The 26,596-nt window shown below is 42.9% G+C and carries 23 protein-coding genes; 13 read left to right on the top strand and 10 right to left on the bottom strand.

Annotated elements, in window-relative coordinates:
• The first annotated feature begins 78 nt into the window (after window positions 1–78).
• The 5 genes from POW22_RS09390 (at window position 79) to POW22_RS09370 (ending at window position 4,707) form a co-directional block, all read left to right on the top strand.
• Window positions 79–2,001: a BatA domain-containing protein gene (locus POW22_RS09390; RefSeq protein WP_272832400.1), complete on the top strand. Its 1,923-nt coding sequence runs from the start codon at window positions 79–81 to the stop codon at window positions 1,999–2,001.
• 34 nt (window positions 2,002–2,035) lie between these two features.
• Window positions 2,036–3,295 (top strand): dihydroorotase, encoded by a 1,260-nt coding sequence (locus POW22_RS09385; protein ID WP_272832399.1) that lies wholly within the window; start codon window positions 2,036–2,038, stop codon window positions 3,293–3,295.
• Complete coding sequence (locus tag POW22_RS09380; protein ID WP_272832398.1) at window positions 3,288–3,608, top strand: hypothetical protein; 321 nt, start codon at window positions 3,288–3,290, stop codon at window positions 3,606–3,608. The genes POW22_RS09385 and POW22_RS09380 overlap by 8 nt, the downstream gene beginning before the upstream one ends.
• Window positions 3,609–3,654: 46 nt before the next feature.
• Entirely contained in the window at window positions 3,655–3,969 is a 315-nt protein-coding gene (locus POW22_RS09375; protein WP_272832397.1) for a hypothetical protein, read from the top strand.
• Window positions 3,970–4,050: 81 nt separating this feature from the next.
• Window positions 4,051–4,707 (top strand): alpha/beta hydrolase, encoded by a 657-nt coding sequence (locus POW22_RS09370; protein WP_272832396.1) that lies wholly within the window; start codon window positions 4,051–4,053, stop codon window positions 4,705–4,707.
• Here the strand turns inward: POW22_RS09370 and POW22_RS09365 are convergent.
• A complete protein-coding gene (locus POW22_RS09365; protein WP_272832395.1) occupies window positions 4,704–5,198 on the bottom strand; it encodes a hypothetical protein in 495 nt (164 codons plus the stop codon). The two genes, POW22_RS09370 and POW22_RS09365, sit on opposite strands and share 4 nt — an antisense overlap.
• Window positions 5,199–5,213: 15 nt before the next feature.
• On the bottom strand, window positions 5,214–5,993 hold the full coding sequence (locus POW22_RS09360; protein WP_272832394.1) for an MBL fold metallo-hydrolase: 780 nt from the start codon (window positions 5,991–5,993) through the stop codon (window positions 5,214–5,216).
• 79 nt (window positions 5,994–6,072) lie between these two features.
• Between POW22_RS09360 and POW22_RS09355 the strand changes: the two genes are divergently transcribed.
• Window positions 6,073–7,518: a TonB-dependent receptor gene (locus POW22_RS09355; protein ID WP_272832393.1), complete on the top strand. Its 1,446-nt coding sequence runs from the start codon at window positions 6,073–6,075 to the stop codon at window positions 7,516–7,518.
• A gap of 16 nt (window positions 7,519–7,534) precedes the next feature.
• Here the strand turns inward: POW22_RS09355 and bcp are convergent, their stop codons facing one another.
• Window positions 7,535–7,990, bottom strand: coding sequence for a thioredoxin-dependent thiol peroxidase (bcp, locus tag POW22_RS09350; protein ID WP_272832392.1), 456 nt, complete (start codon window positions 7,988–7,990; stop codon window positions 7,535–7,537).
• Between the two features lie 30 nt (window positions 7,991–8,020).
• On the opposite strand from bcp, the gene POW22_RS09345 reads away from it, so the two are divergent.
• The gene (locus tag POW22_RS09345) at window positions 8,021–8,689 is read left to right on the top strand and encodes an endonuclease III domain-containing protein (protein WP_272832391.1); all 669 of its coding nucleotides are present in this window, start codon (window positions 8,021–8,023) and stop codon (window positions 8,687–8,689) included.
• Window positions 8,690–8,943: 254 nt separating this feature from the next.
• Here the strand turns inward: POW22_RS09345 and POW22_RS09340 are convergent, their stop codons facing one another.
• Window positions 8,944–9,528, bottom strand: coding sequence for an RNA polymerase sigma factor (locus POW22_RS09340; protein ID WP_272832390.1), 585 nt, complete (start codon window positions 9,526–9,528; stop codon window positions 8,944–8,946).
• A 234-nt stretch (window positions 9,529–9,762) separates the two neighbouring features.
• On the opposite strand from POW22_RS09340, the gene uvrA reads away from it, so the two are divergent.
• The 4 genes from uvrA (at window position 9,763) to POW22_RS09320 (ending at window position 15,553) form a co-directional block, all read left to right on the top strand.
• On the top strand, window positions 9,763–12,540 hold the full coding sequence (gene uvrA, locus POW22_RS09335) for an excinuclease ABC subunit UvrA (RefSeq protein WP_272832389.1): 2,778 nt from the start codon (window positions 9,763–9,765) through the stop codon (window positions 12,538–12,540).
• A gap of 129 nt (window positions 12,541–12,669) precedes the next feature.
• Complete coding sequence (locus POW22_RS09330) at window positions 12,670–13,248, top strand: hypothetical protein (protein ID WP_272832388.1); 579 nt, start codon at window positions 12,670–12,672, stop codon at window positions 13,246–13,248.
• A gap of 146 nt (window positions 13,249–13,394) precedes the next feature.
• Entirely contained in the window at window positions 13,395–14,114 is a 720-nt protein-coding gene (locus tag POW22_RS09325) for a hypothetical protein (protein WP_272832387.1), read from the top strand.
• A gap of 152 nt (window positions 14,115–14,266) precedes the next feature.
• Complete coding sequence (locus POW22_RS09320) at window positions 14,267–15,553, top strand: hypothetical protein (RefSeq protein WP_272832386.1); 1,287 nt, start codon at window positions 14,267–14,269, stop codon at window positions 15,551–15,553.
• Between the two features lie 35 nt (window positions 15,554–15,588).
• Here POW22_RS09320 and POW22_RS09315 read toward each other — a convergent pair whose 3' ends face one another.
• From POW22_RS09315 to POW22_RS09305, 3 genes are read right to left on the bottom strand one after another with little or no spacing between them, the layout of a single operon-like run.
• Window positions 15,589–16,908 carry a glycosyltransferase gene (locus POW22_RS09315; protein ID WP_272832385.1) on the bottom strand — a complete coding sequence of 440 codons (1,320 nt, stop codon included), beginning with the start codon at window positions 16,906–16,908 and terminating at the stop codon, window positions 15,589–15,591.
• A 1-nt stretch (window position 16,909) separates the two neighbouring features.
• Complete coding sequence (locus POW22_RS09310) at window positions 16,910–19,369, bottom strand: glycosyltransferase family protein (RefSeq protein WP_272832384.1); 2,460 nt, start codon at window positions 19,367–19,369, stop codon at window positions 16,910–16,912.
• A 23-nt stretch (window positions 19,370–19,392) separates the two neighbouring features.
• Window positions 19,393–19,650, bottom strand: coding sequence for a DUF4834 family protein (locus POW22_RS09305; RefSeq protein WP_272832383.1), 258 nt, complete (start codon window positions 19,648–19,650; stop codon window positions 19,393–19,395).
• A 107-nt stretch (window positions 19,651–19,757) separates the two neighbouring features.
• Here POW22_RS09305 and POW22_RS09300 point away from each other — a divergent pair, with 107 nt between their 5' ends.
• Both POW22_RS09300 and POW22_RS09295 read left to right on the top strand, forming a co-directional pair.
• Complete coding sequence (locus POW22_RS09300; RefSeq protein WP_272832382.1) at window positions 19,758–20,759, top strand: transporter; 1,002 nt, start codon at window positions 19,758–19,760, stop codon at window positions 20,757–20,759.
• Entirely contained in the window at window positions 20,756–21,874 is a 1,119-nt protein-coding gene (locus POW22_RS09295) for an N-acetyltransferase (RefSeq protein ID WP_272832381.1), read from the top strand. The genes POW22_RS09300 and POW22_RS09295 overlap by 4 nt, the downstream gene beginning before the upstream one ends.
• Window positions 21,875–21,921: 47 nt before the next feature.
• Here POW22_RS09295 and POW22_RS09290 read toward each other — a convergent pair whose 3' ends face one another.
• From POW22_RS09290 to POW22_RS09280, 3 genes are all read right to left on the bottom strand, one after another.
• A complete protein-coding gene (locus POW22_RS09290) occupies window positions 21,922–23,184 on the bottom strand; it encodes a cysteate-C-fatty acyltransferase (protein WP_272832380.1) in 1,263 nt (420 codons plus the stop codon).
• Between the two features lie 124 nt (window positions 23,185–23,308).
• Entirely contained in the window at window positions 23,309–24,349 is a 1,041-nt protein-coding gene (locus POW22_RS09285) for a cysteate synthase (RefSeq protein ID WP_272832379.1), read from the bottom strand.
• 83 nt (window positions 24,350–24,432) lie between these two features.
• Window positions 24,433–26,571, bottom strand: coding sequence for a S9 family peptidase (locus tag POW22_RS09280; protein ID WP_419180997.1), 2,139 nt, complete (start codon window positions 26,569–26,571; stop codon window positions 24,433–24,435).
• Window positions 26,572–26,596: the final 25 nt, after the last annotated feature.

The raw sequence follows: 26,596 nt of genomic DNA, 5'->3' as shown, positions 1-26,596 counted from the left end.
GTTGCAAGGAAGTTAAAAGGGTTTCTTCTCGATTTCAAAAGTGTATCTTTGAACGTAATACGCTTTTTAACGCGCTAAATGCAATTCAGAAACCCGGAAATCTTTTACGGCCTACTCCTACTGCTGATCCCCATCTTGGTGCATCTGTTTCAATTGCGCCGATTTGTGAAGGTGCCGTTTACCAATGTGGCCTTTCTGAAAGAAATTCAACTCAAAACCCGTAAGAGTTCTAAACTTAAAAAATGGTTAGTTCTGAGCTTGCGTTGTTTAGCCCTAGCCGCCCTAGTGACCGCATTTGCTCAGCCCTTTTTATCGGAACAAACCGAGGATCAACAAGAGGATGAGTACGTGTTCTATTTGGACAACAGTTTTAGCATGACCGCTAGAGATCAACAGGGAACCTTATTATCAAAGTCTGTTCAAGATCTCTATGACAATCCTCCGCTATCCGGTAGCTTTAAATGGTTTACCAATGATAACGATTTTAACACCGAAACTGAAGTTGATTTTAGAAACAGTTTACTGGAAATTGGTCCTTCTTATAAGCAATACTCCTACAAAGAAATACTCCTTAAGGCCAGCGGTTTATTCTCTAAGGCGGATACCCGTAAAAGACTGATTCTATTATCAGATTTCCAAGTCAATGGCTTTGGCGCTTTGGATTCGTTGGCAGAAATTGACATTCAAGCCGTTAAATTGGAAACTCCGTCACGAGCTAATGTGAGCATTGATACGGCCTATGTGCAAAGCAATATCAGTGGTGGTGCTGTTTTAAAAGTTTCCTTAAGTGCCTCGGTAAGAAATAGTACGAATTATCCAGTATCCTTATGGCAAGGTGAAACACTTGCGGCCAAATCAGCGGTTAGCTTTGATCAAAACCTCAAGCAAGAGGTTGAATTCCCCATAGATCTTAACACCCCTTTTTTAGGCAGGTTGAGCGTTAATGACCAGGAATTAGAGTTTGACAACGAACTCTATTTTGCCATTGGCAAAAATACAGCCATCAAGGTTATGAGTATTAATCAGGCAGATGAGGCCTTCTTAGACAAATTGTTTTCTGCTGGAGACTTTGAATTGACTCATTTCAATTATAACGCGGCAGATTACAATGCCATCTTGCAACAAAACGTTGTGGTGCTCAATGAATTGGAGCGCGTGCCTGCAAGTTTAGCAACTGCCTTAGCTCGATTCAAAGAAGAAGGCGGCATGATTATTATCATTCCCTCTGCTAAAGCAGATCTGTCAGATTACACTACTCTGCTACAACGCCTTGAAGCTGGCACACTGTCTGAACCGATCAACCAAGAGCGCAAACTGAACACGATAAATTTTGATCACCCGCTATTTAGCGCTGTTTTTAGCAATACGGTTAGTAATTTCCAATACCCAACGGTCTACACCTTTTTTGATCTTAGCAGCGGAGGCAATGATCCCTTGTCCCTTGAAGGCGGGAATCCATTTTTAGTTCAGTTTCAAAATGTTTACGTTTTTGGGGCTCCTTTGAGCAGTCCACATTCCAACTTTAAAGAATCACCACTCATTGTTCCCACTTTTTACAATATGGGACGCAGCGCATTGCCTTTACCCATTCTTTACTATGAAATTGGCAAGAATCAGCAGATCGGCTTAGCGACTGCTTTAGACGAGGATCAAATAGTGAGTTTAAAAGGTGTGGATCAAGATTTTATTCCGCTACAGCAGCGTTATGCCAACAAGGTGGTGCTGACCACAGAAACAGACCCTGCCATTCAAGGTCACTATTTTGCTTTAAACAATGCGGATACTCTGGCTGTTATTCCCTACAATAATTCGAGAAAAGAAGCAGATCTGCAGCACTACAGCACTTCTGATCTAACCGGAATTACCCTTTATAATTCCGTTGACGATATGTTGCTGAAAATGAAGCAACAAGGAGAGCAACGCCCCCTTTGGCAATGGTTTGTGATCTTGGCGGTTCTCTTTTTGATCGCAGAAATGGCTGTTTTACGCTTTTTAAAGTGATGGAATTTTTAACAATAGTATTATCTTTGCACCAATGCAGGTGCTAATAAAATCCGCAACCATTCTCGATCGTGCTAGTGATCACCACAACAAAAAGCACGACATCCTTATTTTTAACGGTATCATACAAAAGATCGCTTCCGCTATTGATCAAAAGGAAGCTGATTTGGTCATTGATAGACCAAACCTTCACGTTTCAATGGGTTGGTTTGATTCCAGTGTGAGTTTTGGAGAGCCGGGATACGAACATCGAGAGACTTTGGCTAATGGAATGAAGGTCAGTGCGCAATCGGGGCTGTGCCACGTTGCCATTAACCCCAACTCATCGCCAATTACGGATAATAAGTCCGCAGTGAGTTATATTGCTCAGCGCACGGCAGATGCTGCTGCAAATGCAGTGATCATTGGTGCTTTAACCCAAGGAAGTAAAGGAATTGATCAGGCAGAAATGTTTGATATGAGTTCAGTAGGTTGCCCGAGTTTCTACGATTACAAGCGCCCTACAGATGACGTAAATTTGCTTAAACTTTCCTTACAATACACCCAGCCTTTTGGTGGATTGGTTCAGAGTTTCCCTTTAGAAAGAGGCTTGGCCACTAAAGGAGTGGTTCATGAAGGTGTCGCTAGTACGCAACTCGGCTTAAAAGGAATCTCAAGTACTGCAGAGACCTTGAGAATTCAACGTGATCTTGGAATACTGGAATACACCGGCGGAAAGCTTCATATTCCTACTATCTCTTCTGCTGGAAGTGTTAAGTTGATCAAAGCCGCCAAGAAAAGTGGTCTTCAAGTGAGTTGTAGCGTAGCAGCGCATCATTTATTGTTGACAGATGAAGTCTTGGAAGGTTTTGACACCCAGTATAAGGTCTTGCCGCCTTTGCGCACCGGAGAAGATCGCAAGGCACTCATTAAAGGACTGCAAGACGGTACTATTGATGGAGTGACCTCAGATCACAATCCTTTGGACATTGAATCCAAGAAAAAAGAATTTGATCACGCAGATTTCGGTACTATTGGCTTGGAATGCCTCTTTGGCGCTACTAATAAAGCTCTGGGCACTGAAGCTGCCGTAGAAGCCCTAACCGGATTACGCGAAAAGTTTGGCATAAACACAACCTCCATAGTAGAGGGACAAACTGCGGATTTGAGTTTATTCAATCCGGAGCAGACTTGGACTGTAGATGCTAAAGTACTTCCCTCCTTTTCAAAAAATTGCATTTATCACGGTCATACCCTAAAAGGAAAACCTTATGGCGTGATCTTAGGCAAAAAATTACACCTGAACGATGAGTGATTCTCCATCTGACAAAAGCATTGCGATAATTGCCTATATCACCTTTATTGGTACCATCATCGCCTATTTTTTAAATAGAGAACCCAAACATCCCTTTGCAACCAAACACATTCAAAATATGTTTGGCTTATTGATCATTTTATTTTGTGCGCAAGTTGCCTACAATTATATGAATCCGATTTTAGGCGATGTACTTTGGATTGGTTCTTTCGGCGCCTGGGCTTTTAGTTTGGTCACTGCAATTATAGGTAAAGAGCCCGCTATACCTTTCTTCAGTCAAAAATTCCAAGAGTGGTTTCAGTTTTTAAAGTAATTAGCTATATTTAAAAAGCTAAATAACTAACTAAAAACAATTTACCATGTCTGAAGAAACTACTTCAACCTCCTCGAATACTATTGCTATCATTAGCCACATTACCCTTATTGGATGGATTATTGCCTTGGTAATGCATCAAAATGATAAGACCACTCTAGGTGCTTTTTACATTCGTCAAGTGCTCGGACTCTTCCTGTTGATGTTCGTTTCGAGCTTTATTCCTTTTCTAAACCTAATTCTGGTCCCTGTGGTATTCGTTTTGTGGATATTGAGCTTGATCGGGGCTGTTCAGAGCAAAGAGCAGTTAACGCCCGTCTTAGGCCCCATGTTTCAAGATTGGTTTAAAGGTATTTCCTAAAACATAAACCACGTACAAAATTGCAGCCATCGTTTTACGGTGGCTCTTTTTATGGCTAATTTTGCTCAAGACATCACAACTATGGCAACATTTGCATTAGAACATTTATACCGCCCTGCGGCAGATACCACTAAAAAAGCCCCATTGATCATTATGCTTCACGGTTATGGAAGTGATATGAATGATCTTTTTTCATTCGCTTCTGAATTGCCTGAGGACTACGCGGTTCTTTCTGTTCAAGCGCCACACGCTATGCAACCCTACGGCAATGCCTGGTATGCCATTCACTGGGATCAGGTTGGTGGTGGAAAGTTCAACGATATTGAGCAGGCTGTAGCTTCTCAAGAGCTGTTAGGGACATTTATCCGGGAGGCCTTAGAGGAATATCCCGTAGATCCAGATCGTGTTGCGTTAATAGGATTCAGTCAAGGTACAATTTTGAGTTTTGCTTATGCCCTCTCCCATCCGCAGCAAATCAAATGCGTAGTCGGTTTAAGCGGTTATATAGTTCCAGAAATGTATGCTGAGAATTATCGGGAGAATGATTTTAGCGGACTCAAGGTATACAGTTCCCACGGAAGCGTGGATGCCGTTATCCCAGTAGATTGGGCGCGTAAAACCCCAGGATTTTTAAATGAATTAGGAATTTCGAATGTATTTAGTGAATTTCCAGTCGGACACGGAGTGGCTCCGCAGAACTTCTATGAGTTTAAAGCCTGGTTAGAAGAAAACCTTTAATTCGGGTACATCAACGAGCCCAAAGTGTTGAAGGTGATCTGTTTGTCATCTTCAATAAAGTATTCCAAGACCATTTCTCCCCAGTAGCGTCCGTCGGTGAAATCTGCAACCAACCAGCGGTGGTTTAAAAACTTCAACTTATTGATGCGCATGGTGCCGTCCATACCTTCATACGGGATCAACGGATTTCCTTCTGATTGCCCATTGTAGGCGTAAATGGATTCGCGCACGTAATTCTCTATGTCCGCAGCTTCAAAACCCAATGATTCAAAATAGGTCATGGCATTGTCATTGCCCTGAAGCGTAAAGTAATTCAAGGTGGCATTCTGCTCTTGAAGGGTATCGATATCTGCAGTAAGCTGAGCCAGCTGTGTCTCTAAAGACTCTATTTTGCCTTGCTGATCCTCATAAATGCGTTTCTGATTGACGTACATGAATAACACCAACAAAATGGCGAAGAAGAACAGGTACATAAAAATCGATTTCTTCATAACAAGGCTAAAGGATTAGTTGAAGTTGAGTTCTAAATTATCATAAGCAAGGTACACATTCTCTGGCAGGTTTTTGGACACCTCCTCGTGAAAACCGAGCAAATGACTAATGTGCGTAAAATAGGTTTTCTCAGCCCCTATGCGGGCTGCCATAGCTAAGGCTTCTTCCAGATTTAAATGCGTTCTGTGCGGCTCCACACGCAAAGCACTGATCACGACCGCCTCCAATCCTTGCAATTTGTCAAACTCAGCGTCTGGAATGGTCTTTACATCGGTCATATAGGCAAAGTCGTCAATGCGAAAGCCCAGAACGGGTAAATCACCATGAAACACACGGATCGGCGTGACTTGCTTGCCTTTGAGATCAAAGCTTGCATCTGGCTGGATCACATGTTCTGCAATAGTTGGCGCTCCAGGATATTTGTTCTCGGTTTCAAAAATGTATCCAAATCGATCCTTAAGAGCCTCAAAGACCCGAGGTTCGGCATAAAAAGGAACATCTCCCTGTCTAAAGAAAAACGGACGAATGTCATCCAAGCCTGCGGTGTGATCACTGTGTTCATGAGTGAGTAGAATTCCGTCGAGACGTCTTTGACCTACGCGCAGCATTTGCTGTCTAAAATCAGGACCGCAGTCAATGACAAAATATTGATCGTCCCACTGCAACTGCACAGAAACACGCAATCTCTTATCCTTGGGGTCCTCGCTTAAACAAACGGGATGCGTACTGCCTATAATTGGAATTCCTTGGGAAGTTCCCGTGCCTAAAAACGTAATTTTAAGGGCTGATCTCATAGATGCAAAAATAATTCTAAATTTTTTTAAACCCTATCGGTTTTAGTACCTTTGTAATACATCGAAATTGCAATGAATTATGCCGGATACGATTAAGGGCGACAAGGATTTTGAACATATTCCTTCCATTCACGCCAAATGTCTGAGAATAAACCTAAACGAAAACATTTACGGGACCTTCGCTGAGATCGGTGCGGGCCAAGAAACCGTTAGAAATTTCTTTAGGGCCGGTGGTGCATCCGGAACCATTGCAAAGACCATGTCTGCTTATGACAAGGACTTCAGTGATGCTATTTACGGTGTAGAAGCCGATGGTCGTTATGTGACAGAGCCACGTTTAAAGCGTATGTTGGAGCACGAGACCAAGCTCATCGAAGAGCGAATTCTGCGTGATAAACATCCGGATAAGATCTTCTTTACCTATGCCAACACAGTGACTACCATTGACTTCGCAAAGAAGTATAAAGGTCACGGATGGGTTGGAATCCGCTTTCAAACTACTCCAGACGAAGATTACAGCGAGATCATTCTACATGTGCGTTTCAAAGAGAACGATGCGCGCCTGCAGCAGATCACGCTGGGAACACTTGGGGTTAACTTGATCTATGGGGCGTTCTATAAACACGATCAGCCTAGAAAATTATTGCGTTATCTCTACGATCACTTACACAAGGATCAAATTGAGATCGATACGATCAATTTCTCAGGACCTCGTTTTGCCACGGTAGACAACCGATTGATGAGTTTACAACTGATCAAGAACGGCATGACCGAAGCGATCATTTTTGGCCCTGACGGAAACAACATCCTACCTGCGCGTATTCTTTACAAGAAGAACATTTTAGCCTTACGCGGTAGTTTTAGACCGGTAACCAAGGTGAACATTGATATGTATGAAACGGCGCATCGTCTGTTTATGCAAGAGAATAAAGTAGATCCGGAACGTTCTATTTCCATTTTTGAGATCACACTTTCTAACCTCCGGGCAGAAGGTGAAATTGACGAGCGCGATTTTATGGACCGTGCGGAATTACTCTGCTCTTTGGGACATACGGTACTAATCTCCAATTTCCAAGAATACTACAAATTGGTGGAGTACTTTAGCAACTATACCAAGAACCGTATTGGTTTGGCTATGGGAGTTAATAATTTGGTTGACGTATTTGATGAGAAATATTATCGCCATCTTTCTGGAGGAATTCTGGAAGCCTTTGGTAAGCTCTTCTACAAAGACCTCAAGGTTTACCTCTACCCGATGCGAACTAGTGAAAACGATTATATCACTAGCGAGAATCTCAAAGTACACCCGCGTATGAAGGAACTATATAAGTTCTTCAAATACAACGGGAAACTTGTTGATATTGAAGATTATAATGAGGATGTTCTGGATATCTTCTCTCGTGAGGTATTACGCATGATTGAAGCTGGTGAATCTGGTTGGGAACAAATGCTTCCTGACGGAATTTCAGAAATGATCAAAAAAGAAGGCCTCTTCAATTGTAATGAAAAGGCCCTTCAGTCTTAAATATTTCAATAAATCCTTAAAGTTCTAAGATCTGCGCTGCATGCGCTTTGGTCTTTACCTTAGAGATCACGTGATCTACCACGCCTTCTTCATTGATTAAAAAGGTCATGCGGTGGATTCCGTCATATTCTCGTCCCATAAACTTTTTAGGACCCCAAACACCAAAGGCATTGATCACTTCCTTTTCTGTATCGGCAAGTAATGGGAATGGAAAATCGTATTTGGTGCTGAAATTCTTTTGCTTGCGCTCTGTATCGGCACTTACTCCGACTAGGTGATATCCTTGGGCTTGCAATTCGCTGTAATGATCGCGTAGATCACAGGCTTCTGCGGTGCAACCAGGCGTGCTGGCTGCTGGGTAAAAGAAAACAACCCATTTCTTCCCTTTAAAATCATTAGAATCTACAGGATTTCCGTCCTGATCGTTGACTTTGAAATGCGGCACCGCATCTCCGGCTTTTAGTGTATTCATTTTGCTATTTTTGTTCAAATTTACGCAATAATGACCAAGCAGGAAAAGGTAAAATTTGTCATCGATACATTACAGGAGCTATATCCGGAGATTCCAATCCCTTTGGATCACAAGGATCCCTACACCCTACTCATCGCTGTTTTGATGTCCGCACAGAGTACGGATGTACGCGTGAATCAAATTACACCTAAATTGTTTGAGGTGGCAGACAACCCTTATGACATGATCAAGCTCACTCAGGAAGAAATACGCGAGATCATCAAGCCTGTTGGGCTTTCTCCAATGAAATCTAAAGGAATCTACGAACTCTCCCACATTTTAATAAATGAACACAACGGTCAGGTTCCCGCGAGTTTTGAAGCTTTAGAAGCACTGCCAGCCGTAGGTCATAAAACAGCAAGCGTTGTGATGGCACAGGCCTTTAACGTTCCTGCATTCCCTGTAGATACACATATTCATCGTTTGATGTATCGCTGGGGATTCACCAACGGCAAGAATGTAGTGCAAACAGAGAAAGATGCTAAACGTCTGTTTCCAAAAGACTTATGGAACAAATTGCATTTACAGATCATTTGGTACGGCCGCCAATATTCACCTGCAAGAGGTTGGGATCTAGAGAAAGATATCATTACCAAGACTGTTGGAAGAAAGACGGTCATAAATGATTACTACAAGACAAAAGCGAAAAAGAAAAGCTAAATAACTTCCATAAAAAAACCCGCCGTTAAGCGGGTTTTTCCAAAGTTTAGTTTAGAAGTGCTTCAAACTTCAATTTATTATAATCTATAACACTTAAAGCCTTAGAATAATCCAGAAGGAACTTAATTGTCTCTTCTTTTGGGACCATTTTATTCACGGGATCCCTGCGTGAGGTCTTAGAGTACATTTCTTGCATAGAACGTTGTTTAAGAGTTAATGTTCTTAAAAAACGCAACAAGTATTAATTTATTGTACTAGTTGGTTAAAATTATATTGTGCTTGTCAATCACCTTGCGGAGGTTGATCAATGCATAACGCATTCTACCCAATGCTGTATTGATGGAAACGCCCGTCTGCTCTGAGATCTCTTTGAAACTCATGTCCTTGTACATACGCATGATCAAGACATTTTTTTGATCTTCTGGCAACTCTTCAATCAGTCTTTTTACGTCATCAGCCACTTGATCTTTAATGATGCGCTTCTCCGCATTTAAAGATTCATCGCTTAAAACAGAAAAAATATTGAAGTCTCCGTTGTTCTCGAATTTTGGCATGCGATTATTCTTTCTGAAATAATCGATCACCAAATTGTGAGAAATACGCATCACCCAAGGCAAGAATTTCCCTTCTTCATTGTACGCACCACGTTTCAAGGTACGGATCACTTTAATGAACGTATCCTGAAAAATGTCTTCTGCGACATCTCGGTCGTAAACTTTTGAATAAATAAAACTGAATACCTTTTCCTTGTGTCGGGTAATAAGTTGACATAAAGCCGACTCATTCCCATCGATATAGGCTTTTACAAGGTGTGCGTCACTGGTTAAGTTGCGTTCCATATTAGTACTTTATTAGGGTCAAAACCGCTAGGGCTCTGGTTTCTATCTAATTATAAAGTAGTACTATACTATAGGCGCGTGCTTTAAAAGAGGTGTTAATGTGCGTAAATATAACAACAAAGTTTTAAGAAAAGCAAAAAAAAAGTTAGTTTTTGTTTAAAACTTGTCCCGATCCACCCCTATTAAAAACGGCTTTTAAGTGGTATCTTTGCAGGGTTTTTTAAAGCCAAATTCGTGTCCAAAACAACCTCAGATTTTAAAAATAACATCCTTATTCAAGGGGCAAAATTGCACAACCTTAAAAATATTGATGTTACCATACCCCGAAACAAGCTGGTGGTTGTTACCGGTTTATCGGGAAGTGGTAAATCTAGTTTGGCTTTTGACACGCTTTATGCAGAAGGACAAAGACGTTATGTAGAAAGCCTTTCTTCCTACGCACGCCAATTCTTAGGGCGTTTGAGTAAACCCAAGGTAGACGCTATTAAAGGTATTGCACCAGCAATTGCCATTGAGCAAAAGGTCAATGCGACCAACCCGCGTTCTACAGTAGGGACCTCTACAGAGATCTATGATTATCTAAAATTACTTTACGCACGAATTGGCAAGACCTACTCTCCTATCTCTGGAGAATTGGTTAAAAAAGATACCGTCACGGATGTTTTGGATTATATCAAAACCATTGAGGACGGAAAACGACTTTTACTGTTGGCTCCAATTATTTTGGAAGAAGGCCGCAGCATGGAAAATAAACTAAAAGCGTTATTACAGCAAGGATACGCCCGTATCAAAGCCAACGATCAAGTTTTGCGTATTGAGGACAGCTTGGACAAATCGCTTCCTAAAACGCTCTATTTGGTTGTAGATCGTATTGTCAAGAAAGATGATGAGGATTTTTACCATCGTTTAGCGGATGCTGTTGAAATGGCTTTTTACGAAGGCAAAGGCGATGTGATCATTGATCCTGTTGATGAGTCTGTAGCTAAGCAATTCAACAACCGTTTTGAATTGGACGGACAGACCTTCTTAGAGCCAAACATTCACCTTTTCAGCTTTAATAATCCTTATGGAGCTTGCCCTACTTGTGAGGGTTACGGAGATGTCATTGGAATTGATCCGGATTTGGTAGTGCCTAACTCTGCTTTATCGGTTTATGAAAACGCGATCTTCCCGTGGCGTGGTGAGACCATGAGTTGGTACCGCGACCAATTGGTGAACAACGCTTATAAATTTGATTTCCCCATTCACAAACCTTGGTTTGAGCTCTCAGAGGCTGATAAACGCCTGGTTTGGCAAGGAAACAGTTATTTTGAAGGTCTGAACAGCTTCTTTAAGGAACTGGAGGCCAAAAGCTATAAGATTCAAAACCGCGTAATGCTCTCTCGTTATCGCGGTAAGACACGCTGCGGTACTTGCTATGGCCTTCGTTTAAGACCTGAGGCAAACTATGTAAAGATTCAAGGTAAATCCATCTCAGATTTGGTTGAATTGCCTATTGAAGAAGTACACAACTTCTTTCAACAGCTGGAACTCAACGATCACGATGCGCAAGTGGCTAAACGTTTGTTGGTAGAAATCAATAACCGCTTGAGATTTCTATCTAACGTTGGCTTGAATTACTTGACGCTGAATCGTAAATCCAATACACTTTCAGGTGGAGAATCGCAACGAATCAATCTAGCAACTTCTTTGGGATCTAGTTTGGTGGGATCTATGTACATCCTTGATGAGCCTAGTATTGGACTGCATCCAAGAGATACTGAAAAACTAATCGGTGTCCTAGAATCGCTTAGAGACCTCGGGAATACGGTCATCGTGGTAGAGCACGATGAAGACTTGATGAAAGCGGCAGATACCATCATTGATATTGGACCTGAAGCAGGTACTTTTGGCGGTGAGGTAGTCGCTACCGGAACCTATGAGGAGATCTTAAAGTCTGATTCGCTTACTGCGGGATATCTGAGCGGTCGCTTGGCCATCAACGTTCCTGAAAAGCGCAGAGAAGCATCGGCAACCATTGAGCTTAAAGGGGCTAGACACAATAACCTTAAGAATATAGACGTAAGCTTTCCTTTGGGAAGTTTTAGCGTGGTCACTGGCGTTTCTGGTTCTGGTAAGAGTACGCTAGTGAAAAAGATCCTCTTCCCTGCCCTGCAGCGTAAATTGGGCGGCTATGGAGATAAGCCGGGTCAGTTTTCTAGCTTGGAACTGCCAGAGAATGCCTTGCAGAATATCGAGTTTGTAGATCAGAATCCTATTGGACGTTCCAGTCGATCCAACCCGGTTACTTACATCAAAGCATATGATGACATTCGCTCTTTATTTGCCTCGCAGAAACTTTCTGATATCCGCGGTTATAAAGCCAAGCACTTCTCTTTTAATGTAGACGGCGGACGCTGTGAAACTTGTAAAGGTGAAGGAGAAGTAACCATTGAGATGCAATTCATGGCAGATGTTCATTTGGAATGTGACACCTGTAAAGGAAAGCGTTTCAAGAAGGAGGTCTTGGAAGTACAATTTCACGGAAAGAGCATCGACGACATCTTGAATTTAACTGTGGATGAAGCCACCGCTTTCTTTGATCAGCACGGTGAAACCAAAATTCACGACAAGCTCAAACCGCTACAGGCTGTTGGATTGGGTTATGTTCAGCTAGGGCAAAGCTCTTCTACCCTTTCTGGTGGAGAAGCGCAGCGTATTAAGCTGGCTTCTTTCTTGATCAAGGGAGCGAGCAAAGACAAGACCTTGTTCATCTTTGATGAGCCTACTACTGGCCTACATTTCCACGACATTAAAAAGTTGTTGGATTCTTTCAACGCCTTGTTAGACAACGGTCATTCCATCATTGTGGTGGAGCACAATCTGGATTTGATCAAATGTGCGGACCACATCGTTGACCTCGGTCCAGAAGGCGGAGATAAGGGCGGAACCGTAGTTGCCACAGGAACTCCAGAGCAGATTGTTGAAGTGGCCGAATCGTTCACTGCACAACATCTAAAAGAGAAGCTTTAACATAAGCCTTTCTTATGATTCCCATTAGAATTAAATATCTTTAAATCAATAGGTTGGCATTTATTTTGATGCTTTTAAGGTGAACCATTTACCGCGGCAAAATCCGCAGTAAACCTTAAAATGCAACCTATGAAAAGAACAATTACACTACTGCTTTTTTTAAGCATAATTACGGCTACACGAGCCTCTGATAATCGAGAACTACTCAAGAGTCAATACGTCTCATTTGTCTATGAGCAAATTCATTTTGATGTGTATTTGGATGGAAGTTTTTCCTTTACTCTTCCGTCAAACATGCAATACAATTATCGCGGTCAACGTGCTAAAACAGGCAAAGGCGCGCAAGCTGATCGGATGAGTATTCACCATTCCAACCTGGGAGCCAACTCTGGGGATCACCTGCTTTTGGATCATTCCGGAATCATATATGCCATTGGAGATTTAAAGTTGGAATACAACAAAGAAGGACAACTGCTCCATTTGGGAGCTATCAATCTGGAATATGATCAAGGTAGACTAAGCTCTTTAGGAGGTTTAGCCATTTTCTATGACGCAGAGGGATTATACAGTCACACCCGCGGCAGTGTTACCTGGCTAGGGACTGCTAGTGATTCGGATGCAGTTCGATCTACTTTAAATCCTTTAGATCAGAACGCTAGATCAAGAAACCGCAACATTCGTTTTACTGGTTTTGGTATTGTTGATTGATATTTTGCAAGTAGAGATTCAAACTAAGCACGTCTAAAAACCTGTTATTCAATGTTTTAAAATTTTGGCACAACCTTTGGTTTACTTAAGGCAATAGCGCAAGCCGAAAAGCTTAAAGAGTAGGCAAAACCCAAAATTTTAGAATTATGAAAAAAGCAATTCTTACGGTAGGTCTTTTCCTTTTTGGAATTTCTACACAGGCAAATGTGAATACAGAATCTAAGGTTTACAATCCTTGGGGTAACTACGAACGCTATTTAAGTACACAATCAGTAAGTTTTTATGAAGATGGTATCTTGTTTGAAGTGTTCTTGGATGGCAGTTTTAGCTACGTCCTTCCAAACGCCGTACACTACAACAGACGTACACGTGTCAACGGAAGACGCAACGCCAGCAGAAGCTTACCGATTCACAATAGAGGTTACCGTGGACGCGGTCACTACAGACTCAACGTAGATCGATTTGGTGTACTGCACAACATTGGACGTACCAACATCTTTTATAAACCTAATGGTAAAGTACGATTCATTGGAGATGTTTCTTTGAGATATCGCAGAGGTCGTTTGGTAAGTGTAGGCGGAATGGAGATCTTTTACAACAGGCGCGGACGCGTAACCCATACGCTTGGTGATATTAACCGACGCAATGTAGTCTATGGAGTATGTGGAGTCGCAGGAAGCACTACCTACACCTTTGGTAACAGATATTTTGGCAATGGCCATTACGATACTACCTATCGCACAGGTAGACGTTCTAGAACTCAGAACAATAATGCCGATTGGGATTTTGACTGGGATGACGATTGGGATGATGACTGGGACGATGATGACGATGATAACAGACGCGGACGTCGAGGCCGCAACTAGTATCATGATTTAGTTGATGTAGCACTGCTCTCTTTGGAGGGCAGTGTTTTTTTTATTGCTGATAATCAAGAGGTTAAAAGTTTGGCACGCCCTTTGCTTTTAAGTAAGCGTAATGCTAACCAGAATGCAATTACAAACTAAAACTTAAAGTGATGAAAAAACTTGGCATACTACTTAGCGGACTCTTACTGAGTGTTTCTGGATTCTTTTCAGATGCCCGCGCAGACGACAGACGATACAACTTTGACGGATCTTCATACATCTTCGTAGAAGGTGGTGTAGAGTTCTCAGTATTCCCAGACGGACAGTTTGATTTTGTCTTCTTGGGAGGAAACACTGTCAACGTAAATGTGAATACTCCTGGAGTGAGTATCAACTATAATTCTGGTTACGATTACGACGCATTTGTTCAGTACGACGATTACGGAGCTGTGATTCAGATTGAGAACGTACCGATCTTCTATGATAACTTCGGACGTATCTCTAGAGCAGGAACTGTAGATATCGTATACAACAACAGACGCATTGTACGTGTCGGTGGCTTACAGGTTTTCTACAACAACTTTGGATACTTTGACTATACGGTTGGATTCATTAGCCCTTTTTACAGAACCTATGTTTACAGACCATGGCACGTATTTTACGCCAGACCGTTCTTTAACAACTGTGTTGTGTACAACTATCCGTACCGCAGATACTATGCACCAGTGCGCTACACTTATGCAAATCACTTGCGCTTTTACAACAATAGAGGTCGTAGAGCTTATGTGAACGGCAGACGTGATTTCTATCGCCCTGGAAGTAGAATCCACTACAGAAACGGAAGAACAGCGGCTAACCCGGATTACCGTCCGGCGCGCAGATCAGGTAGAGATGCCGTAGCTACTAATCGCGGTAGAAGTTCTAGAGCGGCTACAGCGAACAACCGCAGAAGCATGAATGCCAATACTCGTGGAGGAAGCACCTCTCGAGATATGAGAAGCTCAAGATCCAGCAACGCGCGAAACGGCAGTGCTACAAACACACGCGGAAACAGATCCAGCATGAGCACTCGCGGAAACACCACAAACAACCGTGAAACCGTAGCACGCAGCGGTAGTTCCAACAGCAGATCCTCTGGTAATATGCGCTCACAGCGCAGTACCAACAGATCTTCTGGGAACATGAGATCTCAGCGTAGCACTAGCAGGTCTTCTGGGAATATGAGAAGTTCGTCTTCTCGTAGCAACCAGAGAGCTACCTCAAGCAGATCTACGCGCAGCAGTAGCATGAACCGTTCTAGCGGATCAAGCTCAAGAGCAAATCGATCTGGAGGATCACGGGCTAACACCCGCATGAGTTCTAGCAGTTCTAGAAGCTCTCGCTCAGCAAATGTTTCACGCGGCAGTAACAGCAGAAACTCCAACGCACGCAGCTCGCGTAGCGGTAGAAGAAATTAAAGATCATTTTTTGGTTGGTTAGTTAGGAACCCTTGTTATGACGGTCTATGTCTTGCAAGGGTTTCGCTTTTTAAAACAGTAGCCAATTGCTCGGTAAGCACTTTTCGGTCGAATTGATCTATAGCGTTCTTTTCAAGCGTTAACGCCTTGTTTTTGTAAGACTGATATGCGTTGAGCACATAAGCGCCTAAATAGTCTTCATGGAGCTGTTCATAATTAAAAAAGGCACCACTACCCGACTCTTCCACCAAAGCTTTGATATCACTCCCTTTGGGACCTATAGCTAGAATGGGTCTACGCGCCATCATGTATTCAAACAGCTTTCCAGGCAAAATGGCCCGCGTCTCTGGAGCATTGATCTCCAACAACAACAGCAACTGACTCTGGTGTTGAAGCGCAATAGCTTCGGTGTGGTCAACATAACCTTTAAATTCTGCCTGTTCCAAAAGGCCGTATTGCGATAAGGAGGACTTTACTTCTTCGGCTACCACACCCGCAAAAACGAGCTTTAGGTCTTTTTTAAAGGTATCATGCGCTTTGCAAAATTCCCCAAGTAGCTTCCAGAGCGGCTCCGGATTGCGCTTAGCTAAAAGCGAACCTATATGAGAAATACTGAACTGAGTGTCCAATTCAGGCTGCTTCAGCGGTTTGTTTGAGGTATCGTAGCCATTGGTGATCACGGCAATAGGCTGTTGTGTGATCCCTTCAAACTCTTTTTTAGTTGATGGGCTGGTCACCAAAATTTGATCTGCAGTATTTAAAACAGCAGCTTCTAAATTCTTGTGCTTTTTGGCGTTCCAAGGCAACAAACGCAGGGATTTGTGATATCCAATGGTGGTCCAGGGGTCCCTAAAATCTGCTAGCCAAGGAATGGCTAAATCCTCTTTGAGTTGTTTTCCTATGAGATGAACACTGTGCGGAGGCCCTGTTGTGATGATAACATCGTAATGCTGCTCTGTGAGATGATCCTTCAAATAGTTCACAGAGGGCTTCACCCACGCCTTTCTCGCATCAGGTATAAAAAAGTTCCCACGAATGAAAAGCATCAACTTCTTCAACAAGGAGGGATTTTCATCAATAATACCCTTGCTCAGAGTCTTGGTAGACTTTTTGCCCAATCGTTTTCCCAAGCCGTAAGGTTCCCAGATAGGATGCTTTAAGACCCTAATATCTTTGGGCACCTCTTTTGAAAGCGCTTCATCTACTATGGGATAGGTAGGATTCTCGGGAATGTAAACGGTAGGTTCCACTCCATTTTCTGGCAAATAGGTACAAAACTTCAACCAACGCTGAACCCCTGGTCCTCCGGCTGGCGGCCAATAATAGGTAATTACCAAAACTTTTAAGGGCTCCATGCTAGGCAGCTTCTCGCTTTGAATTTCTGTAGTTCATATATCCGAATCCCAGCAAGATCAAGACAAAGACAGCAGCAGAGACTAAACTTAATAGGCTTCCTCGTTGTACTACCTCAGATTCAAAAGAGAAGACAATTTCATGCTGGCCCGCAGGTACAACCATAGCTCTTAGGGTGTAGTTGGCTCTAAAATATTCAGCCTCCTCGCCATCAATAGTGAGCTTCCAACCTGGTTTGTAGTACATCTCAGAAAAGACTACCAAGCCCTCTTGGCTACTAGAACTTGTATAGACCATTTTATTTGGCGCGAATTCTTTAAGACTGATGGTTGCTGTGGAATCAACACTAAAACGCTTGCCTTTTAGTTGTTCGGCAAAATCCGTGTGAACCACGGCTTTATTTTTAGTGTCTAGATCTGCCAAGGCTTGGATTTCCTCGTCTGCAGAACCTACCATTTCATAATCGGAGACAAACCAGGCATTGCCATTGGCTCCTGGATTGCGCTGTGCAAAAGGCCCGCCATTATCTCCAAAACGGATCAAATACCGCACATTGAACATATTGATTATGTTCATATTGGGCTGCTCCCGCATCAGGTAGAAATCGTTAATATCATTGATACGTCCCATTTTAACTGCAGAATATCCTCCCAAGGCATTGTGGAAGAAACTCGCACGCCCACTGGTAAAAGCAGCACTGGTCATATCGTATACCCTAAAGAAACCGTCCGTGTCCTTTTGAATTTGCAGATCGGCACCATTGGCTTGATACGGTTGCTCCATCACACGAGAGTCCACAAAGTCATCCTCGTTAACATAGCGCTTGTCAACGCCAACCAAATCAACCACTATCAATACTGCTAAAATTCCAATAGCTACTGGTTCTTTGATCATTTGGCGCATCAGTGCGAACAATACCGCAAAACTCGCCACGACCAATCCGAGGGAACGCAAGCTATCCTCTTTAAACACAGAGATTCTATCGGCCTGAATCCCTTCGATAAGTAAGGGACCTATTTCTCCTAAAGCGGCAGCAACGTCAGCGTCATAAGGCGCCTCAAAATCAAATAAACTCGATCCGAAGAGATAAAAGATCAGCAACAAACTAGAGACAATACCACCAGAAAGCATCAATGCCTTCTTGCGGCTCTCCTTGGAATTGAAGTCATTAAAGAGTTGATGTAAGCCAATAACAGCCGCAATGGGCAATAACAGTTCAATGATCACCTGCATGGAGCTCACGGCTCTAAATTTGTTGTAAAGCGGTACATAGTCTACAAAGAACTCGGTGAGGAAGGCAAAGTTCTTACCCCAAGAGAGCAACAGACTTAAAATAATTCCTCCCAGCAGCCACCAACGCAATCGGCCCTTGATCAATAAGAAGCCCAAGAGGGCTAAAAAGACCACAATGGCGCCAACATAGGCAGGAGCTTCTATAATGGGTTGCTGTCCCCAATACATGGGCAGCGGAACCTGTCTCAAGATATTATTCGCATCTTCTGGAGAGATCGGTAAGCCTCGTAGGGTTTCAATAAGTTCGCTTTCTTCGGGTAAGGGTTCTCCAGAACCACCGCCCATAAAACGCGGCACCATCAGGTTGAAGCTCTCTAATTTACCGTAGCTGTACTCGGTGATATACTCGTAGGAAAGACCGTTGGTAATCTCTTTGGGAGTACCATCTGGCTTAATGGTCAGTTCGCTCTTGCCGCGCATGGAGTAAGGCGCGTACTCCGCTGTGGCTAAGATATTCGCACTATTGAATCCTATGGCCAACAATACGGCTCCAAAGAGTATTAATACCGATTTTGTAAAATGTTGTAGTTGCTTTTTTAAGATCGCATCGATCAAATACGCAATACCCAATACCACAACAAGGATCAAGAGGTAATAGGTCATTTGGAAGTGATTGGCCACCAATTCCAAGCCCATTGCAATCGCGGTGAGTGCAAATCCCCAGAGATACTTCCGCCTGAAGGTCAAAATTATCCCCGCTAAAACGAGCGGCATATAAGCAATAGCGTGTGCCTTGAGGTTGTGACCAACGCCCAATATAATGATCAAATAGGTGGAAAAGCCAAAGGCTAAAGCGCCTAGAAATGCGAGCTTATAATCTATTTTCATGACCAACAGCAGCACATACATGCTCAGGAAATATAGAAACAAATAGTCTGCGGGTCTAGGCAGAAAGCGTAAAGTAAGGTCTAGTTTTTTAATCAGGTGGTTCGGATAGCGCGCACCGATCTGATAAGTTGGCATTCCGCCAAAGGCACCGTTGGTCCAATAGGTCTCCTCTCCTGTTGCTGCTTTGAAGTCCCGCTGTTGCTTCGCAATTCCGTTGAATTGTGCAATATCACTCTGGAAGATAGTATCGCCTTGAAGTACCGGACTGAAATAGATCAGCGAGGCTAAGACAAATAGAATTAAAACAATGAGATGAGGAAGCGCTTTTTTTAAGGCAGCCATAGAAGCGGATTTAAGCCTCCAAATTAATCAATTTCTTCATAATCGATATAGTCCCCGACCACCTTAGTGGCCTGTTTTTTTCCTTGAGGCTTTCGGTGGACGTGCACACTGCCCTCTGGTTTAGGGGGCTGCTGTTGCTCAAAGGCCCCGAACTGCTGTTCAAAGCGCTTTTGAAGCTTTTTACTGGCATAGCGCAAAATGTAAGGTGCTGCGAGCTTTAACGCAAAACGCAGCATCAAAAATACCAAAATAACGATCAAAAACGTTCTCAATGCATCCATGCACTTTATATTTGATGTAAAGGTAGGGATTCAGCGGGCAAGAAGCCGCTAAAGAACTATTAAAAAACTAATAAATTCTGCTATCTTTGACTGCAAACCAACACCCCATGATCACCCGCCTTTGGCTTAGTTTATGCATCCTGCTGCTCAGTGTTCCAACTGCTCTAGGACAATATACAGAGACCATTAATTCCAACAGACCCGGTAATTCGCAAGGGGCTTTTGCAGTTGGTAAAAACGTACTGCAATTGGAGCTAGGTCTAGGTTTAGGACAAGAGAATCACGATCTGCTCAACACAGAGGCTAGTGCTTTTAGCATTGACTATGCGGTTCGCTACGGCTTGCTAAAAGAACGTTTAGAGATCAACGCTATTGGGAACTACCAGCGCAATGAGGTGAGTTTTGATGACGGTTTTGTTACCGGTGATTTTACTCAAGCAAATTTTAGGCTTAACAGTGTTGGAGCCAAGTATTTACTCTACGATCCCTATAGAAAACGAGACTTAGAAGGACCAAACCTCTACAGTTGGAAGGCTAATAACTCTTTTCAGTGGCGCGACTTGATCCCGGCTATCTCTGTTTATGCAGGTGCTAACTTTGATTTTGAGGACAATCCTTTCACACCAGAAGATGAATTGACCATTAGCCCACGTGTGGTTATTATTACTCAGAATAACTTTTTAGGCGGATGGGTTTTTGTCACCAACATCATTGTAGATCGTGTTACTACTGAGTTTCCGTCATACAGCTATATCTTGACCTTGACGCATGCCTTTAGCGAGAAATTCTCTGCATTTGTAGAGAATGAAGGAATAAAAAGTGACTTTTATGCTGACCAACTCTTTAGAGGCGGTGCGGCTTATCTGTTTAACAAAGACTTCCAATTGGATGCCTCTGTACTGCTGAATTGGAAGGACACTCCTACCCGCACCTTCTTTAGAATTGGTGCCAGCTATCGTTTTGATATGCACGGAGAAGATGAGTATATAGAAGAAACCGGGCCTGATGGAGAACCCATCAACAAAAAGAAAAAGAAGAAAAAGCGCAACCGCCGTGATGATGTCGACGTTGAAGACGATGGCGGAAATCCTTTTGAAGACCGTCCATGATTGAAGTCAAACAAATAACCAGCAAAAAAGACCTTAAGGCCTTTGTACGCTTTCCTTTCAGCTTATACAAAGATTGCAAATATTGGGTCCCACCGCTTATCAATGATGAGTTAGAAACCTTGAGCGGCGAGAAAAACCCTGTTTTCAAGAATGCAGAAACTCAATATTTCCTTGCGTATAAGAATGGTAAAATTGCTGGGCGCATTGCTGCTATTATCAATCATTTAGAGATCAACGAGCAAGGTAAGAAAAAGATGCGTTTCGGTTGGTTGGATATGATTGATGACATTGAAGTCACCAAAGCGCTTTTAGAAGCGGTAAAGACCATTGGGAAGCAAAACAATCTTGAATATGTAGAAGGACCTGTGGGCTTTTCCAACATGGAAAAGGCTGGAATCTTAACCATGGGATATGAGGAATTGAATACCATGATTACTTGGTACCACTATCCTTACTATGCAGAGCATTTTGAAAAGCTTGGGTTTGAAAAACAGGCAACCTGGGTGGAATACCGCCTGACTATTCCTCCAGAGATGAAGGAAAAGGTGAAAAAGTTCTCTGCCTTGATCAAAAAGCGCTATGATCTTGAGGTCATTCGTTTTGGTTCTAAAAAAGAGATCATTCCCTATGTAGACGCAATGTTTGAGTTGTTGAACAACACCTATAACAGTCTGCAGACCTTTGTTCCTATTCAACAATATCAGATCGATTATTACAAGGAGAAGTACTTCAACTTCATCCATCCCGATTACATCACCTGTATCAAAGACAATACAGGCAAGCTCATAGCCTTCTCTGTGGTGATGCCGAGCTTCTCTAAGGCGCTTAAAAAGGCTAATGGTAAGCTATTCCCCTTTGGATGGTATCATTTGATGCAAGCACAGAAAAAGAACGATACGGCCGCTTTCTATTTGATTGGTATTGATCCGGAATACCAAGGTAAAGGTGTTACCGCGATTATTTTTGCGGAAATGCAAAAGCTCTTTAATGCCAAAGGAATTACCCAAGTGGAAACCAATCCAGAATTGGCCGAGAATACCGCCGTACAATTACTCTGGAAGGATTACGGCCCGGTGCAGCATAAGGAACGCAGCACCTTTAGAAAAGACCTATAAAAAAAGCCACCGAATTGGTGGCTTTTTTAATTCATATATTAGAACTATTATTCTCCCATTGAAGCGGCTAGCGCTGCTGAAAGTCTTTTGTAAGTTCCATTCTCTAAGCGCTCGCGAATTGCTGAGAACGCTTCTAATGTTTCTTCAATATCTTGCATAGTGTGTGAAGCCGTAGGGATCATTCTAAGTAGAATTAATCCTTTAGGTATCACCGGGTAAACCACTATGGAACAGAATACTCCGTGATTTTCTCTCAGGTCTTTCACTAAGGCCATGGCCTCTGGAATACTTCCTTTAAGATAAACTGGAGTCACACAACTCTGAGTGGTTCCAAGATCAAATCCACGCTCGCGTAAACCACCTTGAAGTGCGTTTACGTTCTCCCACAGCTTGTCTTTGTACTGTGTGCTTGAACGCATCATATCCAAACGCTTCAACGCACCAACAACCAACTGCATTTGCAGGGACTTGGCGAACATTTGAGAACGCAAATTGTATTTTAAGTAATTGATGATCTCTTCGTCTCCCGCGATAAAGGCTCCTGTAGAGGCCATAGATTTCGCAAAAGTGGCGAAGTATACGTCAATATCATCTTGAACGCCTTGCTCCTCACCTGCTCCTGCACCTGTTTTACCAAGGGTACCGAATCCGTGAGCATCATCTACGAACAAACGGAAGTTGTATTTTTCTTTTAGGGCAACGATCTCTTTAAGCTTACCTTGCTCTCCGCGCATTCCAAAAACACCTTCAGAAATCAATAGGATCCCTCCTCCGGTCTTCTCAGCTACTTTCTCGGCACGTCTTAGGTTCTTTTCGATACTTTCCATATCGTTGTGCTTATAGGTAAAGCGCTGACCCAAGTGCAAACGCACCCCGTCAATGATACAGGCGTGAGCATCTACATCGTAAACAATAACATCGTCTTTAGAAACCAAAGCATCAATGGTAGATACCATTCCTTGGTAGCCAAAGTTCAACAAATAAGCAGCCTCTTTGCTTACAAAAGCAGCCAATTCGTTCTGAAGTTGTTCGTGCAAATTGGTGTGACCACTCATCATACGAGCACCCATTGGGTATGCAGAGCCGTACTGTGCGGCTGCAGCTGCATCTACTTCGCGAACTTCTGGGTGGTTTGCCAACCCTAGGTAGTCGTTCACACTCCAAGTGATCACTTCCTTCCCGTTGAACATCATTCGATTACTGATAGGTCCTTCTAGCTTAGGGAATACGAAATAGCCTTCTGCTGCTTCTGCCCACTTGCCTAACGGCCCCTTATCTCTGTAAATCTTTTCGAATAAATCCTTTGCCAAATCTTTGCTATTAAAGTTTCCGGGCAAAATTATAAATTTATTCCTAATAATCAGGGTTTTTCCGGAATTCCTGTGTATAAAAAAGCCCCGCAAATGCAGGGCTTAACAATTTTGTTTAAGGGTCTTATTTGACATATTGAATGTTACCAACAACCTCTTCGTGCTCGGCATCAAAAAAGCCTTGGTCCTTCATCCACTTATCTGAGTAGACTTTGCTCATATATCGAGAACCGTGATCGGGCAGAATTACCACAACTACATCGTCTTTTTTAAAGAATCCTTCTTCGCCCAATTGTTGAACACCTTGAAGCGCTGCTCCAGAGGTATATCCGGCAAAAATTCCTTCTTTTGTTGCAAGCTCTCGTGCCTTGTGAGCACTTTCTTCATCAGTTACTTTCACAAACTGATCAATACTGTCAAAATCCGTAGCAGTTGGAATCAGGTTCTTTCCTAAACCTTCAATGCGGTATGGATAGATCTCGTTCTTGTCAAACTCACGGGTTTCGTGGTATTTCTTCAAAACAGATCCGTAAGCATCGATTCCTACGATCTGAATATCTGGATTTTGTTCCTTTAAGTATTGCGCGGTCCCTGAAATAGTACCACCAGTACCACTACAAGCCACCAGGTGCGTGATCTGCCCGGCTGTTTGCTCCCAGATCTCAGGCCCAGTACTGCGGTAATGCGCAGCTGTATTTAAGCTGTTGAAATATTGATTGATGTAAACCGATCCCTTGATCTCGTTGTGAAGTCTTTTAGCAACTTCATAATACGATCTTGGGTCGTCCGCCGCAACATGTGCTGGGCAAACGTATACTTGCGCACCCATGGCGCGAAGCATATCGATCTTATCACCACTCGATTTAGAACTTACCGCAAGAATACATTCGTACCCTTTAATGATGCTCACCATAGCGATACTGAATCCGGTGTTGCCGGAAGTCGTTTCAATAATGGTGTCACCAGGAGATAAAATTCCTTGACGCTCTGCTTCTTCAATGATGTGTAAGGCAATGCGGTCTTTGGAGGAGTGGCCGGGGTTGAAAGCTTCAACCTTTCCGTAGAAATTACCGGGGATATCGGCAGTAATTTTGCTCAATTTGACAAGAGGTGTATTCCCAATGAGAGAAAGCACGTTATCATGTGCTTGGATTTTGTCCTTCATAAATTCTGCTTAGTCAGAAGAAACACGCTCTTCTTGAATGAATTACGGTTTCAACCCTGCAAAGTTAAGTCAAAAATTTCAAACTACTCAGATATACCTTCCAAATCAAAAAGAAAGGCCCAGTTTCTAGCCACTTCTTTAAGTGCTTCAAAACGCCCGGAGGCACCACCGTGACCGGCGTCCATATTGGTATTTAAAAGTAAAACATTGTCATCGGTCTTCATTTCACGCAACTTAGCCACCCATTTTGCAGGTTCCCAATACTGTACTTGAGAATCGTGTAATCCTGTAGTTACCAACATGTTTGGATATTGTTGTGCACTTACCTGATCATAAGGTGAATAACTCAACATATAGTCGTAAGAATCTTTGTTGTTCGGGTTCCCCCACTCGTCATATTCTCCTGTGGTCAGTGGAATCGAATCGTCCAACATGGTCGTTACCACGTCGACAAAAGGAACTGCAGCAATTACACCGTTGTAAAGCTCTGGAGCCATATTCACAATTGCACCCATAAGTAGTCCTCCCGCGGATCCTCCATAAGCGTACAAATGATCACTTGAGGTATATCCAGCTTCAATAAGGAATTTAGAACAATCAATAAAATCAGTAAAGGTGTTCTTCTTTTCAAACATCTTCCCGTCTTCATACCACTGACGTCCCATATATTGTCCACCGCGAATGTGTGCAATGGCGTAAATGAATCCTCGATCTAAAAGGCTTAAGCGTGTCGTAGAGAAGCGCGGATCCGTAGTAGATCCGTAAGACCCGTAAGCATACTGAAGCACCGGATTCTTGCCGTTCTTTTCCATACCCTTGCGGTACACCAAAGAGATCGGAATCTTAGTGCCATCTGCAGCAGTAGCCCAAACACGCTCAGAAGCGTAGTTGTCTTTATTGAATTTTCCACCTAGAACCTCGGTCTCCTTCATGACTGTAGATTCTTTGGTCGTCATATTGAAATCGATTACAGAGGCCGGCGTGGTCATGGAGTTATAGCCGTAACGCAAAACTTCGGTATTGAAATCTACATTTTGCGTGGTGTAAGCGGTATAGGTCTCACTTTCAAAAGGCAAGTAATACGCCTGATCTGGATTGGCCCAAGGAATGATCTTGAGTTTGTTCAAGCCTTCACTGCGCTCACTCACGACCAAATAGTCTTTGAAAATGTCAATATCTTCTAGCAGCACAGCATCGTTATGCGCAATCACTTCTTCCCAATTCTCCTTGCTTGTTTTGGACACTGGGGTCTTCATAAGCTTGTAATTCTTGGCACCGTCTTTATTGGTGAGGATATAGAAGTGATCTCCAAAGTGTGACACATAGTACTCTAAGCCGCGTTCTCTAGGCTGAATCGGTTGAAAATCGCCTGTTGGGTCATTAGCATCCAGGTATTGAAACTCAGAAGTGAGCGTACTGGTGCTACCGATCATCATATAATCGTCAGACTTTGTTTTATACACATAAGTGTAAAAGGTGTCATCCTCCTCGGTAAAGACCAAAGTTGGGTTTGTAGGATCGTCTCCCAGCTTATGTCTGTAAATCTTATCACTGCGGAGGGTAACCGGATCCTTTCCTGTGAAAAATAAGGTCTCATTATCATTAGCCCATTCAGAACCTGCTGTGGTCATAGGAATGGCTTCATCCAAGATCTCTCCGGTCTCTAAATTCTTTACATAAATGGTATAGTTCCTGCGACTTACCGTATCTACACCAAAGGCAACCATTTTATTATTAGGACTGACATTGATTCCACGAAGATTGTAGTACGGATAGCCCTCTGCCATCTCATTGACGTCAAAAAGCACTTCTTCTTCAGCGTCTAAGGATCCTTTCTTACGCGTATAAATCGGGTAATCCTTTCCGGTTTCGTAACGCGTTACATAATAATAGCCGTTGTAGAAATACGGTACAGAAGCGTCATCTTCTTTGATGCGGCCCTTCATTTCTTGGAAAAGCTCTTCCTGAAAGGTCTTGGTGTGCGCGGTCATTTTTTCAAAATAATCGTTCTCGCGCTCCAAGTAATCTATTACCTCTTCATCTTCTCGATCGTTGAGCCAGTAGTAATTGTCCACGCGCACATCACCGTGGATCTCTAAATTTTTTGGTTTCTTGTCTGCCGTCGGTGGCGTGATATCCATAGCCGCTTTAGGTTTTTGATCTTGTTTACAGGAAGCTGCAAAAATAGTGCAAACTGCCAAGATGAAGATGTTCTTGAACATGATTTTGTGTTTCGAAATGTTAGGT

Origin of the sequence: Gilvibacter sediminis (assembly GCF_028561565.1) — a bacterium.
GTDB lineage: Bacteria > Bacteroidota > Bacteroidia > Flavobacteriales > Flavobacteriaceae > Gilvibacter > Gilvibacter sediminis.
This window is presented reverse-complemented; position numbering and strand designations above follow the sequence as displayed.

Coding starts and splice junctions, on each gene's coding strand:
- POW22_RS09390 (WP_272832400.1), top strand. CDS start 79: ATGCAATTCAGAAACCCGGAAATCTTTTACGGCCTACTCCTACTGCTG.
- POW22_RS09385 (WP_272832399.1), top strand. CDS start 2,036: ATGCAGGTGCTAATAAAATCCGCAACCATTCTCGATCGTGCTAGTGAT.
- POW22_RS09380 (WP_272832398.1), top strand. CDS start 3,288: ATGAGTGATTCTCCATCTGACAAAAGCATTGCGATAATTGCCTATATC.
- POW22_RS09375 (WP_272832397.1), top strand. CDS start 3,655: ATGTCTGAAGAAACTACTTCAACCTCCTCGAATACTATTGCTATCATT.
- POW22_RS09370 (WP_272832396.1), top strand. CDS start 4,051: ATGGCAACATTTGCATTAGAACATTTATACCGCCCTGCGGCAGATACC.
- POW22_RS09365 (WP_272832395.1), bottom strand. CDS start 5,198: ATGAAGAAATCGATTTTTATGTACCTGTTCTTCTTCGCCATTTTGTTG.
- POW22_RS09360 (WP_272832394.1), bottom strand. CDS start 5,993: ATGAGATCAGCCCTTAAAATTACGTTTTTAGGCACGGGAACTTCCCAA.
- POW22_RS09355 (WP_272832393.1), top strand. CDS start 6,073: ATGCCGGATACGATTAAGGGCGACAAGGATTTTGAACATATTCCTTCC.
- bcp (WP_272832392.1), bottom strand. CDS start 7,990: ATGAATACACTAAAAGCCGGAGATGCGGTGCCGCATTTCAAAGTCAAC.
- POW22_RS09345 (WP_272832391.1), top strand. CDS start 8,021: ATGACCAAGCAGGAAAAGGTAAAATTTGTCATCGATACATTACAGGAG.
- POW22_RS09340 (WP_272832390.1), bottom strand. CDS start 9,528: ATGGAACGCAACTTAACCAGTGACGCACACCTTGTAAAAGCCTATATC.
- POW22_RS09330 (WP_272832388.1), top strand. CDS start 12,670: ATGAAAAGAACAATTACACTACTGCTTTTTTTAAGCATAATTACGGCT.
- POW22_RS09325 (WP_272832387.1), top strand. CDS start 13,395: ATGAAAAAAGCAATTCTTACGGTAGGTCTTTTCCTTTTTGGAATTTCT.
- POW22_RS09320 (WP_272832386.1), top strand. CDS start 14,267: ATGAAAAAACTTGGCATACTACTTAGCGGACTCTTACTGAGTGTTTCT.
- POW22_RS09315 (WP_272832385.1), bottom strand. CDS start 16,908: ATGGAGCCCTTAAAAGTTTTGGTAATTACCTATTATTGGCCGCCAGCC.
- POW22_RS09310 (WP_272832384.1), bottom strand. CDS start 19,369: ATGGCTGCCTTAAAAAAAGCGCTTCCTCATCTCATTGTTTTAATTCTA.
- POW22_RS09305 (WP_272832383.1), bottom strand. CDS start 19,650: ATGGATGCATTGAGAACGTTTTTGATCGTTATTTTGGTATTTTTGATG.
- POW22_RS09300 (WP_272832382.1), top strand. CDS start 19,758: ATGATCACCCGCCTTTGGCTTAGTTTATGCATCCTGCTGCTCAGTGTT.
- POW22_RS09295 (WP_272832381.1), top strand. CDS start 20,756: ATGATTGAAGTCAAACAAATAACCAGCAAAAAAGACCTTAAGGCCTTT.
- POW22_RS09285 (WP_272832379.1), bottom strand. CDS start 24,349: ATGAAGGACAAAATCCAAGCACATGATAACGTGCTTTCTCTCATTGGG.
- POW22_RS09280 (WP_419180997.1), bottom strand. CDS start 26,571: ATGTTCAAGAACATCTTCATCTTGGCAGTTTGCACTATTTTTGCAGCT.